Source organism: Serratia sp. AS12 (assembly GCF_000214195.1).
Lineage (GTDB): Bacteria > Pseudomonadota > Gammaproteobacteria > Enterobacterales > Enterobacteriaceae > Serratia > Serratia plymuthica.
In genome coordinates, this window is sequence record NC_015566.1 from 3555131 (window position 1) to 3569413 (window position 14283).

At 58.7% G+C, this 14283-nt stretch carries 13 protein-coding genes; 5 read left to right on the forward strand and 8 right to left on the reverse strand.

The window, feature by feature from the left end; genetic code table 11:
- Positions 1 to 40: 40 nt before the first annotated feature.
- From SERAS12_RS16630 to SERAS12_RS16640, 3 genes are all read right to left on the reverse strand, one after another.
- Positions 41 to 3130: an efflux RND transporter permease subunit gene (locus SERAS12_RS16630; protein ID WP_013813746.1), complete on the reverse strand. Its 3090-nt coding sequence runs from the start codon at positions 3128 to 3130 to the stop codon at positions 41 to 43.
- A complete protein-coding gene (locus SERAS12_RS16635; protein WP_013813747.1) occupies positions 3127 to 4236 on the reverse strand; it encodes an efflux RND transporter periplasmic adaptor subunit in 1110 nt (369 codons plus the stop codon). Before SERAS12_RS16635 ends, SERAS12_RS16630 begins: the two co-directional genes overlap by 4 nt.
- 76 nt (positions 4237 to 4312) lie before the next feature.
- Positions 4313 to 4927: a TetR/AcrR family transcriptional regulator gene (locus tag SERAS12_RS16640; protein ID WP_004946948.1), complete on the reverse strand. Its 615-nt coding sequence runs from the start codon at positions 4925 to 4927 to the stop codon at positions 4313 to 4315.
- 89 nt (positions 4928 to 5016) lie between these two features.
- Here SERAS12_RS16640 and SERAS12_RS16645 point away from each other — a divergent pair, with 89 nt between their 5' ends.
- Complete coding sequence (locus tag SERAS12_RS16645) at positions 5017 to 6474, forward strand: efflux transporter outer membrane subunit (RefSeq protein WP_013813748.1); 1458 nt, start codon at positions 5017 to 5019, stop codon at positions 6472 to 6474.
- 106 nt (positions 6475 to 6580) lie between these two features.
- Positions 6581 to 7357, forward strand: coding sequence for an NAD(P)-binding domain-containing protein (locus SERAS12_RS16650; RefSeq protein WP_013813749.1), 777 nt, complete (start codon positions 6581 to 6583; stop codon positions 7355 to 7357).
- Positions 7358 to 7417: 60 nt separating this feature from the next.
- Here SERAS12_RS16650 and SERAS12_RS16655 read toward each other — a convergent pair whose 3' ends face one another.
- Entirely contained in the window at positions 7418 to 7798 is a 381-nt protein-coding gene (locus tag SERAS12_RS16655; RefSeq protein ID WP_013813750.1) for a helix-turn-helix domain-containing protein, read from the reverse strand.
- A gap of 52 nt (positions 7799 to 7850) precedes the next feature.
- Between SERAS12_RS16655 and SERAS12_RS16660 the strand changes: the two genes are divergently transcribed.
- Positions 7851 to 8654, forward strand: coding sequence for an NADPH-dependent F420 reductase (locus SERAS12_RS16660; protein ID WP_071880459.1), 804 nt, complete (start codon positions 7851 to 7853; stop codon positions 8652 to 8654).
- Between the two features lie 22 nt (positions 8655 to 8676).
- On the opposite strand, the gene SERAS12_RS16665 is transcribed toward SERAS12_RS16660, so the two are convergent.
- The gene (locus SERAS12_RS16665; protein WP_013813752.1) at positions 8677 to 9630 is read right to left on the reverse strand and encodes a LysR family transcriptional regulator; all 954 of its coding nucleotides are present in this window, start codon (positions 9628 to 9630) and stop codon (positions 8677 to 8679) included.
- A 139-nt stretch (positions 9631 to 9769) separates the two neighbouring features.
- Here SERAS12_RS16665 and SERAS12_RS16670 point away from each other — a divergent pair, with 139 nt between their 5' ends.
- Together SERAS12_RS16670 and SERAS12_RS16675 are read left to right on the forward strand one after the other, a co-directional pair.
- Complete coding sequence (locus tag SERAS12_RS16670) at positions 9770 to 10939, forward strand: M20 aminoacylase family protein (RefSeq protein ID WP_013813753.1); 1170 nt, start codon at positions 9770 to 9772, stop codon at positions 10937 to 10939.
- A gap of 38 nt (positions 10940 to 10977) precedes the next feature.
- A complete protein-coding gene (locus tag SERAS12_RS16675; protein ID WP_013813754.1) occupies positions 10978 to 11766 on the forward strand; it encodes an ABC transporter substrate-binding protein in 789 nt (262 codons plus the stop codon).
- A gap of 96 nt (positions 11767 to 11862) precedes the next feature.
- Here SERAS12_RS16675 and tmaR read toward each other — a convergent pair whose 3' ends face one another.
- The 3 genes from tmaR to SERAS12_RS16690 all read right to left on the reverse strand — a co-directional run bounded on the left by tmaR (position 11863) and on the right by SERAS12_RS16690 (position 14276).
- Positions 11863 to 12180 (reverse strand): PTS system regulator TmaR, encoded by a 318-nt coding sequence (gene tmaR, locus SERAS12_RS16680; protein WP_006318052.1) that lies wholly within the window; start codon positions 12178 to 12180, stop codon positions 11863 to 11865.
- A gap of 161 nt (positions 12181 to 12341) precedes the next feature.
- A complete protein-coding gene (locus SERAS12_RS16685; RefSeq protein WP_004946966.1) occupies positions 12342 to 13409 on the reverse strand; it encodes an FUSC family protein in 1068 nt (355 codons plus the stop codon).
- A gap of 99 nt (positions 13410 to 13508) precedes the next feature.
- Positions 13509 to 14276: an N-acetylmuramoyl-L-alanine amidase gene (locus tag SERAS12_RS16690; protein WP_013813755.1), complete on the reverse strand. Its 768-nt coding sequence runs from the start codon at positions 14274 to 14276 to the stop codon at positions 13509 to 13511.
- Positions 14277 to 14283 lie beyond the last annotated feature (7 nt).

Sequence of the window (14283 nt, forward strand, 5' to 3'; positions counted from 1 at the left end):
CGGCGAGCGCCACCGCGGGGATCGCGCTCCCCGTTATGACTTATGCCAATGTCGGCTTGTCGGTTGGCGGCGTGTTGTCCGGGCGTATCTTGAACCAGATGGCATACATCGCCGGCAGGAACACCAGCGTCACGATAGTTCCGCCAAAGGTCCCGCCAATCAGGGTGTAAGCCAGGGTGCCCCAGAACACCGAGTGGGTGAGCGGGATAAACGCCAGAATGGCCGCCATCGCCGTGAGCAACACCGGTCGGGCTCGCTGAATCGTCGCCTCGACCACCGCATGGAACGGATCCAGCCCTTCCTGCACGTTGTGATGGATCTGCCCTATCAGGATCAAGGTATTACGCATCAGGATGCCCGACAGCGCGATCAACCCCACCAGCGCATTGATGCCAAACGGCTGGTTGAAGAGCAGCAGCGTTGGCACCACCCCAATCAGCCCCAGTGGCGCGGTGAGGAAGACCATCACCATCGCCGACATCGAACGCACCTGCAGGATGATGATCAGCAGCGTCATGGCAATCATGATGGGGAACAGCGGTACCATCGCCTCGGTCGCTTTGCCCGACTCTTCAATCGACCCCGCCTGCTCGATGCGGTACCCGGCCGGGAGTTGGTCGATAACCGGCTGCAACGCTTTCGTGATCGCCGCGGACACATCCGGCGGTTGCAGGTTTTCGGCTATGTCGCCCCGCACCGTAACGGTCGGGGTACGATCGCGCCGACGGAGAACGGGATCTTCCATGCGTACATCGACATCCCCTATTTGCGACAGCGGAATGCGCTGACCGGCAGCCCCCACCAACGTAAAGCCGGCAATTTTTTCCGGGTCAAGCCGGATATCCCCCGCGGCACGGCCCATGACCTGCACCGAACGGATATCTTCACGCACGGAGGTGATCGGCACACCCGAGAGCAGGAACTGAAGTTGCTGGGCGACCGCCGTTGAGGTCAACCCCACGGCCTGCAAGCGGTCCTGATCGAGCGTGAAATGCAGCGTCGGCACCGGCGGGCCCCAGTCGGAGTTGACGGTCCTCATCATCGGGCTGGCCTGCATGATCGTCTCGACCTGATCGGCGATCGCGCGCAATAGCTCGGGATCCGGCCCCATCACGCGATAGGCAACGGGGAATGGCGAGTACGGGCCAAATACCAGTTGCGTGACCCGGACACGCGCTTCGGGTGCCAGCCCATCGGCCACTGCCTGGCGAAGACGAAACTTGAGCGCCTCACGCGCGTCCGGGCTGTCCGTCAGTATGACAATCTTCGCGAATGACGAGTCGGGCAACTCCGGCGCCATCGCCAGATAAAAACGCGGTGACCCCTGCCCGATATAGGACGTGACGATTGTTGCCTCTTTCTGCTTTTTCAGCCACGCCTCGATCTTGGCCGTTACGGCGCTGGTCTGTTCAATGGCAGTGCCATAAGGCATCTGCACTTCAACCAGCACTTCCGGGCGGTCGGAGGTGGGGAAGAACTGTTTTTTCACCAGTCCCATGCCGAGAATGGCCAGAGTAAACACGGCAATGACCGTGCCCGCCACGACCCATTTCCGGGCGATGACGCGCGTCAGCAGTCGACGAAAGCGGTTGTAATTGCGGGTGTTGTAGATGGCCGTGTGCCCACCCTCAACCGTTTTGATTTTCGGCAGCATCTTCACGCCCAGGTAAGGCGTAAACACCACCGCCACCACCCAGGAAGCAATCAGGGCGATGCCCACGATCCAGAACATGTTGCTGGTGTACTCGCCGGCGGTAGACTGAGCGAAACCGTTGGGCATAAAGCCGACGGCCGTCACCAGCGTACCGGCCAGCATCGGGGCCGCCGTGTGGCTCCAGGCATAGGCCGAGGCTTTGATACGGTCGTAGCCCTCTTCCATTTTCACCACCATCATTTCGATGGCGATGATGGCATCATCCACCAGCAGCCCGAGAGCCAGGATCAGCGAGCCGAGGGTGATGCGGTCAAAGTTCTTGCCGGTGGCCTCCATCACCACGAAAACGATAGCCAGCGTCAACGGTACCGCCGCCGCAACCACCACGCCCACGCGCCAGCCCATGCTGACGAAACAGACCACCATCACCACGAGCAACGCGACGAAGAACTTGATCATGAACTCGTCGACGGATGAGCTGATGTTCACCGACTGATCGGTGACTTTCGTCAATGTCATGCCCAACGGCATGCCTTCATTGATTTTTGCCGTCTCCGCATCCAACGCCTTGCCCAGATCCAGGCCGTTCCAGCCCTCACGCATCACGATGCCCAGCAACAGCGCCGGCTCACCCTGATTGCGCACCAGGAAGGTCGCAGGATCTTCGTAGCCACGTTCGACCTTCGCCACGTCCGAGAGTTTTAACGTCCTTCCCTGAACCACAATCGGCGTATCGCGGATCTTCTCCAGCTTGTCGAAGGCACCGTCCAGGCGCAAAAAGACCTGCGGCCCATGGGTTTCAATCGAACCGGCCGGCGTAAGCACGTTCTGGTTGTTGAGCGCGGAGAAAATGTCCTGCGGGGAGATGCCCAGCGTGGCCAGCCGGTCATGCGAGAAAGAGACGAAGATACGCTCGGCCTGCTCCCCGACGATATTGACCTTCTTTACCCCTGGGACATGCAATAAACGCTGGCGCAACGATTCGGCATCGCGCACCAGCAGGCGCTGCGGTTCCCCTTTGGCTTTCAATGCAAAGAGCGCAAAGGTCACGTCCGAGAATTCATCGTTGACCATCGGGCCGATCACGCCCGCCGGCAGATTCTTGGCCTCGTCGCCGAGTTTCTTGCGCGCCTGATAGAATTCTTCCTGCACCTGTGAAGGCGGCGTGCTGTCCTGCAGCGACATCATGGTAAAAGCCAGGCCGGGCCGCGTGTAGGTCTCGCTGCGGTCGTACCATTTGAGCTCCTGCATGCGCTTTTCAAGCGGCTCGGCCACCTGATCCTGCATTTCCTGCGCGGTGGCGCCCGGCCAGGCAGAAATGATCGTCATCTGCTTGACCGTAAACGGCGGATCTTCCGCACGCCCCAGCTCGAAGAACGAAAGAATGCCGGCCACGGTAATCAGGATGATAAGGAACAAAGTGATTGAGCGCTCGCGAACGGCGAGCGCCGAAAGGTTGAACCGCCCTTCGCTCATGGCCGGCTCCCGGCGACGCTGGCATCGCTCTGATTACCAAGACGGACGGCTTCGCCTTCGTGCAGCAAATGCGCGCCCAAAGCCACCACCCGTTCACCGGGCTTGAGGCCGCCGGTCACCCTGGCCGCATCGTCGCCCAGGCCAAGTACCTGAACCGGCCGCCACGACACTTTGGCAGGCTGGCCGGAAATGCCCCACACGCCCGGTCCTTTGCCCGGATCATAGAGAGCGGCGATAGGCACCTGCAGCACCTGCCCGGTTAACTTGCCTTCAGCGATGGCGAGGGTAACGGTGGCACCCAGCGGTGCGCTCGCAAGCGCCCCCTCCAGCACATACCTTGCCTCAAAGGTGCGCGTCAGAGGATCGGCCGCATCGGAGAGCAGGCGCAATTTTGCGGGAACCGCCGCCGTATCCTTGCCGTATAACGTCGTCAGGGCCTCGCTCCCGATAGCCGGGCGCAACGTTTCAGGCAAATGTACGATGGCTTCTCGCTGCCCCGCCCGCGCCAACCGTACCACCGGTTGCCCTGCACTGACGACCTGCCCCGGCTCGGCCAGGGTGTCCACCACCACGCCGTCTGCGTCGGCCAGCAAGACGGCATAGCCCGTCGCATTGCGCGCCACGTCGGCCTGTGCCTGCGCCGCGCTGAGCTCCGCTTTGGCCGTATCGGCAGCGGCCTTTATCTGATCGTAAGCCGAAGCCGAGATGGCCCCTGAGGCAACCAGACCGCGATAACGCGCTTCGTCATCGGTAGCCTGTCTGGCGCGCGCCCGTGCGGCGGCGACCGCCTGCTGTTGGGCTTGCGCCTGCAGGCCAAGATCGACGGGATCCAGACGCATCAGCGGCTGACCGCGTTTGACGCTTTGGCCGGTATCGACCAGACGTTCAAGTATTTTACCCTGCACCCGAAAACCGAGATCGCTCTGAACGCGGGCGACGACGACGCCGGTGAAGGCGCGGGAGGCATCGACGGCGCTCTTCACGGTAGCCGCCCTCACCAGAGGAGGTTGGCTACGCGGATCGTCGACGCTGGCAGCGTCGCCGCACGCCACCAGGGCGAAAGATAACAGGCAAACAGCAAAGGGGGCGGATTTTAGCCGGAGCATGGGTTCCCTTAATTAATGAACAGGACGGTAACCGCATTCTCCAACCAGTGACCAATAATGTCAATGGTCACAAATTTTAAGGCGCCATGCTGCGCAGTATCAATGCCGACAGAAGTACCGCCGCCACCGGCGCATTCTCCAGGTTATTTTGCAGTTGGACAGGGCAGATGTAGGGCCGCAGCACCAGGGAGATCGCCAGTGTCGCTTCATCCAGCGGCGTTTTGCGCTCGAACTCCCCCGACTGCCTGCCCTCGAGCAGGATGTGCTGGATCACCTGGCACAAACGTTCTTCATACGCCACCACCGAAGGCCAGCGTTCGCGGGCGGCGACGGCAGCGATGTCGTAAAGCTTGCGATCGTGAAAAAACAGGTCGCTGCCTGCTTCCGTCAACGCTTTGAAAAGACGCCTTAATTTTTCCGAGGCCGTCGGCGCATCTGCGAGCGCCGAATTGACAATCTCCATGATCATGGCCAGCCGATTGACGCAGATCACCTCACCAATTGCCTGTTTGGAATCGAAAAATTTATAGATGTAAGCCTTGGAAAAACCAATCGCCTTGGCCAAGTCGGACACGGTGGTTTTCTCATACCCAAAGTGCCCGAAGTGCTCTGTGGCGGCTTCCACGATCTGATCGCGAACGCTGTGATCCAATGGCCCTCGCGGGGAAAGTGCATTCATGTGTTTAGTCATTTTTCTAGCTTAGCTCGATGAGCACTGATTGACAACAAGTGACCATTTGGTAATGTAGTCACCATTCTGCTTCGACTCAAGGAATCCCCATGTTTCCCCTCCGTACTCTTGCTCTGGTTGTGAGCGCCGTCTTACTGGCGGGTTGCGCGGTTGGACCGGATTACCAGCGCCCGGACGCTCCACTCTCGGATCGTTATCAGGCCCAATCCGCCGTCCAACAGAGAAACGCCGCCCGGCCAGCCAGTTTTGCGGTCTGGTGGGAAGGCTTTGACGATCCCTTATTGAGTGACCTCGTTTCAAGCGCACTCGCGCAAAATCTCGATCTGGCTCAGGCAAGCGCCCGGATGGCGCAGGCCCGCGCCGGACTTGGCGCGGCGACAGCGGCGTTGCTGCCGTCGGGTAATATCAGCGGACAGGCCACTCGCGCCTATCAGTCGGTCGAGACTCCGCTTGGCCAAGTGCTCAGCTCAACCCCGGATTATAATCGCTATGGCAATAGCTATGAAACCGATCTGAACGCAAGCTGGGAGATTGATGTTTTCGGGGGACTGCGACGCGGTCGCGAGGCCGCACTGGCTGATTATCAGGCCTCCGAGGCGGGTGTTGCCGCAACCCGCCTTGCCGTCGCGGCCCAAACCGCCGATATCTATATCACCCTGCGCGGCTTGCAAACCCGGTTGGCTATCGCAAACAAGCAAGTCAGTACGCAACAAGAGCTACTGGACAAAGTGCAACTCCTTCACAGCAAGGGGCTGGCCGCTGAGTACCAGGTCCGCCAGACCGAAGGATCCCTTGCGCAGGTTCAGGCAACGGTGCCGGTTCTCCAGACCGGGCTCGACGCCGCCATGAACGCGCTGGACGTCATGCTCGGCACCCCGCCCGGCACTCATCGCGCTCAGTTGACTACGCCGGGCGCCATTCCGCAGGCTCCGCAGATCACCTCCACGGGCACCCCCGCCGATCTGCTGCGCCGCCGCCCCGACATTATCGTGGCCGAACGTCATCTTGCCGCGTCCAGCGCGCGCATCGGGGTGGCCGTCAGCGAGTACTATCCGAAGTTTTCGCTCAGCGCATTACTCGGCAGCGCAACGGCGGTGACGAGCGGCAACCTGTTCTCCAGCGGCGCCAGCCAATCGGCAGGCGTATTGGGGCTGCGTTGGCGGCTCTTCGATTTCGGTCGTATCAACGCGCAGATCGATCAGGCGAAAGGCCAGGAGGCCGAAGCGCTCGCAGCTTACCGTCTGTCGGTGTTACGCGCCACCGAAGACGTCGAAAACGCCTTCTCCGCACTGATCAATCGTGAAACACAAGCAGCAATACTGACCGGGGGTGAAACGGCCCTGGCCAGCGCCAGGCAATCGTCTTTCGTTGCCTACCGGCAAGGGACAGCCAGCCTGATTGACGTCCTGCACAACGATGAAGCCTTGCTGCAGGCCTCCGACGCCAGGGCACAGGCCCAAACGGAATCGGCGCGCGCGGCGGTCGCTACGTTCAGGGCGCTCGGGGGCGGTTGGCAGCCTCCGCAAGCCGGTGCAATGACGCAATGAATGCTAAGAATCCTCGTCCGCAACAAGTGCGGTAATTGCACTGTCGTGACTTCTCCGCACCGTAAATGCGGCTACAGAACAGAGACTGATCACCGGAGCGTTGTTAATGAAAAGGATGGGGATTCTGGACGTTGACGAACTGACCGAAAAACTGGTCAGGGGAATGTTTCTCGCCGTTCCTGAGGCACAGATATTTCTTGTCTCTGGCAACAATGAACGGGCGCGCAGGCTGGAGAGAGAGCTACCCTGCTGGACTCTGGATCATTACCAGGATGTCGTCGATGAAGCTGACGTTATTATTACCGGTGTGAGCCGACATGCTCTCAATGAAATCGCAAACCAGGTGCACCTGCGCAGCTCGCAAACGCTGGTTTCTCTGGTTCCGGGGATGGGTTCTCAGAGCCTGCGAGATCTGTTCAGGCACGCTGACTGCGTCAGATTGATGCTGACTTTCGCCGCTGAAATCAACAAATCGAACGTGATCCTGACGGCCGCCGACGAAGAGATCCAGGACCTGTTTTCCCGATTGGGCCAACTGACCGTGCTCCCCAACGAATCGGACTTTGATTTGGCGACGGTAAGCCTTTGCATGAATGGGTGGTTCTACTTCTTCGCCGAGGGCTTGCAATGCTGGCTTGCCGAGAAAGGCATGGCAGCGGAGGTTGCCCGTCGTCTGGTACTCGGCGGGTTGAAGGATTGCGCAGAGTATGCGGGCCATAACGCCTCTATCGCCTTGGGCGATCTGGGTAATGATATGGCCTCTTCTGAGCGCTTAACCCTACAGGGGCTGGAAGTGCTTGCCCAAATGCAGGCGCTTAATCCCTGGCGTGCTGCGTCAGAAACGGTTTTATCGGTCGTGCAAAAAACCACGCCGCCCCAATAAAGCGGCGCATCCTTGTTAGGGTTGGGGGCAACGAATTCCTCTGTAGACTTCACAATCACATCACATTGCCTGTGATCCTTCATCCATGATCCGCTGCTTCTCCTCAGCCCAGTCGATGAGCGCTTCCATCGCAGGCCCCAGCGCAATACCCGTAGCGCTCAGAGCATATTCAACCCTGGGCGGCACTTGCGGATACACCGTCCGTGTGACGATGCCATCGGTTTCCAACTGCCTAAGCTGCTGAATCAGCATCTTTTGATTGACGCCTTCCACCAATCGCTCCAGGTCAGAAAAACGTAGCGGGCCTTTGGCCGCAAACAGTTGGCAGATGATGATGATTTTCCACTTGCCTTCCAGCACCCGCAGGGCCTCGGTGGTCGCCGCTGCCCAGGCCAGCCGGCGTTGGGGATCCTCACAGTTCCAGACGCGTTCTTTCTTCATACTTACCTTTTTGGGTGTTACTTACTTTTTGGTGTGTTCTTGCAAGATTAACATGTACACCATAAAGTGGCCACACGCTCAATCCCCTAATTCTAGAGAGGCAAAAAACATGGAAATTGGCATCATCGGCACGGGCAATATCGGCGGTACGCTGGCCCGCAAGCTTAACGCTGCGGGCCATCACGTACGCGTAGCGAACTCCAAAGGCATTCAGGGCGTCCAGAACTTTGCCGATGAAATCGAGGTCACTGCGGCGGATGTCTATGGTGCGGTGAAGGGAGCGGATGCGATCATTGTGTCGATCCCGCTGCCTGCACTGGCATCGCTGCCAAAGGATCTCTTTGATGAGGTACCCGATACGGTGCCGCTGATTGATACCAGCAACTATTATCCCGGCTTGCGCGATCCCCGCATTCCGGAAATCGATAACGGCATGACTGAAAGCCTATGGGTATCGCAACAACTTGGGCGCCCGGTGATCAAGGCATTCAACAATATTCTTGCCTATTCGCTTGCGGAGCTCGGAACGTCAAAAGGCTCACCATCGCGTTTGGCGGTTGCCGTCGCGGGCGATGACGTCACGTTAAAACAGATTGTTATGACGTTGGTGAACGACACCGGGTTCGATCCGGTCGATGCGGGTTCTCTTGAAGCGTCCTGGCGGCAGCAACCGTCAACACCGGCCTACTGCTGCGATTACGGTGTGGAAAAAATGAAGAAAGGCTTGGCCGCAGCCATAAAGGGTGAAGCGGCACAAAAGCGCGATCGGTTGCCTGAACTGTTCGGCCAACTGGGTGCCAACCCGACTCATCAAGATATCGTGGCCCTGAACCGCTCGCTCTATCCGCTTATCTAATGACAAATACGGGTAGGCAAACCTAAATCAGGAGCCGCACCCGTTCGAAAATCCGGCGGTCTTCCTGCCGTGCCGAGCGGGTATGCAGACGCAGTTGGCGCACCAGAGAGTCAATCAGAGCATTCGCCGCCGCGCTCAGGATGCTGTTGCGACGGGTGACGATATTCAGCCGCACCGGGTCGCAGCTTTCCCGCAGCGTCAGCGGCATCAGGCGCCCGGTAAGCTGCGGCAGCCCGGCCAGCGGCGACGGGCACCAGGTGCACATGTCCGCCGACTCCACCATTGCCTGTAGCATGCCAAGGGAATGGGCGTGGATGATGCGATGGGGATCAAGCTGGGCGCCATGGCGGCTGAACAGTTGGCGGACCAAATCGTCATAGTTTTCCGGCGTGTAATTCAGCACCCAGTCCTGTTCCAGCAGTTGGTGGACCGAGGTGCTTTGGCTCAACGGATGCCCTTGCCGCACCATCACCGCCGTTTCGTAGTCCAGCAGCGGTTCACAATGAAACTCCTGCGGCGCCATAGAGGCCGGCAGCGGCGTGATGGCGAAATCCATCGTGCCCTCTCGCAGTTGCGATTGCGCGTTGGCCATCAGGCTTTCAAACAACTCCAGCTTGACCTTGGGCATTTTTTTGCGAAAAGCCATCACCGCCGGCGGCAACACCGTCAGCATCAGCCAGGGCGTTATCGCCGCTTTTACCTGATCTTCCGCCAACCCACGCAGACCCGCCATCTCCATGTTGGCCTGTTCCAACTGGTTAAGCACCAGCCGGGCGTGAGCCAACAGCGTTTTGCCGTAAGGGGTAAAACCCAATCCGGCCGGCGTGCGGATCAGCAACGGCAGTTCCTGCTCCTGTTCCAGTTCGCGCAGGGCCCGCGTGACCGCCGCTTGTGAAAGCCCCAGTTGCCGCGCGGCACCGCGAATGCTGCCGCTGTCGGCGCTGGCGACCAATGCTTGTAACTGATGCAGTTTCATCGCGCCCCCTGACAACCAAAGATTGTCAGCATAACCGAACGGCGGCTCCCCGGCAAAAAGGTTGTTTGCTAGTCTCGAAGACCCCCTGCTTTCCGGCTGTCGACCCGCCGAAAATCGGAAACTCACTCTGGAGACGGCGATGCCAAACCCGCTTGTTTTACCTGAAATAGCCGCTGTTAAGCACGAAATGGTCGCCATTCGCCGCCATATTCACGCACATCCCGAATTGGGCTTCAACGAGTTCGCTACCAGCGATCTGGTGGCGAAACTGCTGGCCGAATGGGGTTATCGGATTACGCGTCATGTAGGACAAACCGGTGTTGTCGCCACGCTGCAACGCGGCACGGGGAAATCGCTCGGCTTGCGTGCCGACATGGACGCACTGCCGATCGAAGAAGCCACCGGGTTGCCCTATGCCAGCACCCATAACGGCGTGATGCACGCCTGCGGTCATGACGGCCACACCACCATGCTGCTGGCGGCGGCGCGCTATCTGGCACAGCACCCTTCGTTTATCGGCACCCTGCACCTGATTTTCCAGCCGGCGGAAGAAGGCGGCGGCGGCGCCCGAGTGATGATTGAAGACGGGCTGTTCGATCGCTTCCCTTGTGATGCCGTGTTCGCCATGCATAACGTTCCCGGCTTCCCGGTCGGCCAACTGGGTTTTGCCAGCGGCCCCTTCATGTGCTCGGCCGATACGGTCACCATTACCCTGCACGGCCAGGGCGGCCACGGCGCAGTGCCGCAGCACACGGTCGATCCGGTGGTAGTGTGCGCCGCCATAGTGATGAGCCTGCAAACCATCGTCTCGCGCAATATCGATCCGCAGGAGACGGCGATCATCACGGTTGGCGCGATCAACGCCGGCAAGGCCGCCAACGTGATCCCTGCCAGCGCCCAAATGACGCTAAGCGTGCGCGCACTGGATGCCGGAGTGCGCCAACGGTTGGAAAGCCGCATTACCGCGCTGGTCACGGCCCAAGCCGCCAGCTTTGGCGCCACAGCGGACATCGACTACCAGCACGGCTACCCGGTGTTGGTGAATCATGTGGCAGAAACCGAGCTGGCGCGTTCAGTCGCGGAGGAATGGGCCGGCGAAAGCCGGGTTATCCGCCAAATGAGGCCAATTACCGCCAGCGAAGATTTTGCTTTTATGCTGGAAAAATGCCCCGGCAGCTATATCTCAATCGGCAACGGTGAAAGTACGCCCGGAAATGCGCTGCATAACGCCGGTTACGATTTTAACGATGAGTGCCTGCCCATTGGCGCCACTTACTGGGTCAAGCTGGTTGAGCGCTTTTTGGCTTAATGTCCTGACTTGACCGCCACAACGCTGAGGAAAATGAAATGAAGACAACAATGAGTCTGGTTTTAGTCTTGCCACTGGCGTTAAGTTTTGCGGCCTTTGGCGGGGGGTTTAGCGGTAAAGTGATTAAGTTGGGCGTAGACCCGACCTATCCACCGCTGGAATATAAAACTCCGCAGGGTGTGCTGACCGGTTTCGGCGTCGATATCGCGCAGGCGATGTGCGATCAGATGCAGGCCAAATGCGTTTGGGTCGAGAGCAGTTGGGACGGGATGATCCCCGGGTTGCTGGCGAAAAAGTTTGACGCCATAGCCTCGTCGATGACCATCACGCCGCAGCGTCAGGTGCAGATTGCGTTTTCAAACAAGGTTTCCAACGCCCCGGCGCGGCTGGTGGCCCGTAAAGGCAGCGATCTGCAGCCCACCGCGGCTTCGCTGAAAGGCAAGTCGGTTGGCGTGCAGCAGGGTTCCAGCCAGGAAGCCTACGCCACGGCCCTGTGGCGAACGGCCGGCGTCAACGTGGTGTCCTATCAGAGCCAGCAGGAAGCCAATGAAGATCTGATCAATGGCCGTTTGGATGCTTCGCTGCTGGCCAGCGTCAGCGCCGGCGAGTTCTTCCATACTCCGGCAGGGAAAGACTTTGCGTTTGTCGGCGCCGAACTCAATGACAGCAAGTATTTTGGCATCGGCGACGGTATTGGGCTGCGCAAAGAGGACACCGCACTGCGCGACGCGTTCAATTCTGCGCTGCAAACAATCATTGCCAACGGCACTTACAAGAAAGTGAATGATAAATATTTTGATTTTGACGTCTACGGCGCAGGCCAATAACGCGCAAAACGGCGTTGGGCTAGCGGTTCGGCGCAATAACAGAGACGAGCGGGGAAACTAAAAGGGCCAGGCGAATGCCTGACCCGATAAAACCTGTTACTTCACTTCGCCCATAGCCTTCAGCTTTTTGGACAAATCACGGCGCTCTTTAGACAGATCGGCATTTTTGATGATGTAGTCATCAACGCGATCTTCATAGTCGCTACGCATGTTGGCAATGATGCCCTGAACGTCTTCAATGCTCATGCCTGGCTTGATGTACTCACTCAGGTTGTCGAGCAGCAGCACACGCTTCTGGTTATCACGGACTTTCTTCTCGTTGTCGATAATTTCGCGCTGCAGCTTATTTTTACGGCGGAACATACGCACAAACTCCAGAACGTCCTGGAAACTCGGCTTATTTGCATTATCCATCTTCATACCCTTGCTTTAGTAATACACAGATTCATTTGCTTACGGCCACAATGACACCAAGATACAGGTTTGTGGCGGTCAGGCACAACTCTCATTGCCTTATCTTACCCACTTTAACCGCCTGACAAAAACCCGAAGCGCCTGCTTCATGATCTGACCCCCTAATCGTGACCGGCAGCGGTACAAACCTTGAGCAGATCGCCCAGTTCTTCCAACTGCTGCGTCAGCTCCATGCTCAGCCAGACATAGCCATAGATCGGTGCTTCACCGTGCTGAACAACGCTGGCCTCCTGCATCAGGGTTTTCAGTTCGGCGGCGATTTCGCTCAGTTGCCCCACCGCCGCCTGCTGTTGTTCCTGGGGGCCGTTGTGCATCATTTCCGCCAACGATTCGAGCGAACGCAGCGTCAACAGTTGCGCGCTGCGCAGTGTTTTGGCATTCAGCATAATAAAATGGGTTTCGCGCGAGGCCCAGTAAGCGTCCGCCAGCAGCTCAAGCGTGCACACCAGATTGCGGCTCAGCGTCTGTACCGCTTCAAATACCGTTGTGGGAATGCGGGTTTCTTTGCTGCTGGGGACGATCAGACCACGTAACCTGACCACCTGGCTCAGCAGATCTTTCAACTGCGGCTCCAGCCGTGGCCGTTCAATCATGTTCGGCGAGAGATAGGCGCCGTAGATTTTGCCTGCGCTCTGCAGGCAATCGGCCAACTGCATGCGCCACAGGATATAAGCGCGCTGCGGATAAATACTGCTGAACAACAGCGCCAGCAGCGAACCAAAAATCACGTCGCCGCTGCGCCACAGTGCAGTATGCATATCACCGGCCCCGGCACCGCAGACTACCGCCAACGTGATACCCACCAGCAAGGCCATATAGGGCCGCTTGCCGAGCGTCAAATAGCCGCAGAAAAACATCACTACCCCGCACCACGCCAGCATCAGCGACAGCGAGTAAAGTTCAAGATACAGGGCGATCAGGCCGGAGACGGCACCGAATACCGTGCCGGCAATGCGCTGCAACGCCCGCTGCAACACGTTGCCCCAAAATGAGATCGGCCCCATCACCACCACCAGGGTGATGAGCGGCCAGGTGCCTTCCGGCACCTCGAGCAGGCGGATCAGCAGGAAGGTCAGGACAAACGCCAGCCCAATGCGCAAACCATGGACGACGCGGTAATGCCGATAGGTCAGTCGTTCAAAAGGCGATATTTTTCTGTCGAGGCGCACAATGCATCCCGTTACCGATGACGAGGAAGAAGCTTAGTTTAGCGGAGGAAAGCGGGTGGAGAAAAGGCGGATGAGGCGTCCCCCACCCGCAGGCGAACCTTAAGCGGCATATTTGTCCACCAGCGCACGCAGAATGGCGGCGGTTTCCACATCCATTACGCCGCCATACTGCTGCGGGCGGAAATGCAGTTGGAAGGCACGTACCAGTTGGCGATAGCCTTCAGCATCGGTCGCAGCCGAGGTGTCGTAACCGTATTTGGCGAACAGCGCCAGCAGTTCTCGCTGCGTGGGAATGCCCTGGCAGTGATACTCACGCTGGTGATGCTGTTTAACCGCGTCGTCATACCAGGCGCCTACGCCGGCCTGATGCAGTTGACGCCACGGGAATTGCGGGCCGGGATCGCTCTTGCGGCCCGGCGCTATGTCCGAATGCGCCACCACGTTGATCGGCGTGATATCCGGATAGCGCTGCAGGATATTTTGCGCCAGCTGCGTTACCGCCGCGATCTGCTGCGGGTTAAACGGCGGGAAAGTAATGTCTTCGCCCTCGCCGCTTGCCAGATTCACGATCTCAATGCCAATCGCCGTATCGTTGAGATTATTGCGGCTACCCCACTTGCTGACTCCGGCATGCCAGGCCCGTTCATCTTCATCTACCAGGTTGAAAATACGCACGCCGCTAAAGCCGGCCGCCTGATAGGTTTGATCTTCCGGATCCGGCACCAGGTAATGGGCACTGACCGATTTTCCGGTCAGTGATTGCACCGAATCGGCAAAATTCTGCGCCGTGTAATGCAACACCAGAAAACGCACGCGGTGGCCAAAACCGGCCACCGAACGGTAGCTATTGTAATCAATACTGAACATCGTAGAT

What these genes read in the sequence shown, in the direction of transcription:
- SERAS12_RS16650 (WP_013813749.1), top strand. Translation starts at nt 6,581, where the DNA reads ATGAAAAGGATGGGGATTCTGGACGTTGACGAACTGACCGAAAAACTG.
- SERAS12_RS16675 (WP_013813754.1), top strand. Translation starts at nt 10,978, where the DNA reads ATGAAGACAACAATGAGTCTGGTTTTAGTCTTGCCACTGGCGTTAAGT.
- SERAS12_RS16640 (WP_004946948.1), bottom strand. Translation starts at nt 4,927, where the DNA reads ATGACTAAACACATGAATGCACTTTCCCCGCGAGGGCCATTGGATCAC.
- SERAS12_RS16670 (WP_013813753.1), top strand. Translation starts at nt 9,770, where the DNA reads ATGCCAAACCCGCTTGTTTTACCTGAAATAGCCGCTGTTAAGCACGAA.
- tmaR (WP_006318052.1), bottom strand. Translation starts at nt 12,180, where the DNA reads ATGGATAATGCAAATAAGCCGAGTTTCCAGGACGTTCTGGAGTTTGTG.
- SERAS12_RS16665 (WP_013813752.1), bottom strand. Translation starts at nt 9,630, where the DNA reads ATGAAACTGCATCAGTTACAAGCATTGGTCGCCAGCGCCGACAGCGGC.
- SERAS12_RS16635 (WP_013813747.1), bottom strand. Translation starts at nt 4,236, where the DNA reads ATGCTCCGGCTAAAATCCGCCCCCTTTGCTGTTTGCCTGTTATCTTTC.
- SERAS12_RS16690 (WP_013813755.1), bottom strand. Translation starts at nt 14,276, where the DNA reads ATGTTCAGTATTGATTACAATAGCTACCGTTCGGTGGCCGGTTTTGGC.
- SERAS12_RS16645 (WP_013813748.1), top strand. Translation starts at nt 5,017, where the DNA reads ATGTTTCCCCTCCGTACTCTTGCTCTGGTTGTGAGCGCCGTCTTACTG.
- SERAS12_RS16655 (WP_013813750.1), bottom strand. Translation starts at nt 7,798, where the DNA reads ATGAAGAAAGAACGCGTCTGGAACTGTGAGGATCCCCAACGCCGGCTG.
- SERAS12_RS16630 (WP_013813746.1), bottom strand. Translation starts at nt 3,130, where the DNA reads ATGAGCGAAGGGCGGTTCAACCTTTCGGCGCTCGCCGTTCGCGAGCGC.
- SERAS12_RS16660 (WP_071880459.1), top strand. Translation starts at nt 7,851, where the DNA reads ATGTACACCATAAAGTGGCCACACGCTCAATCCCCTAATTCTAGAGAG.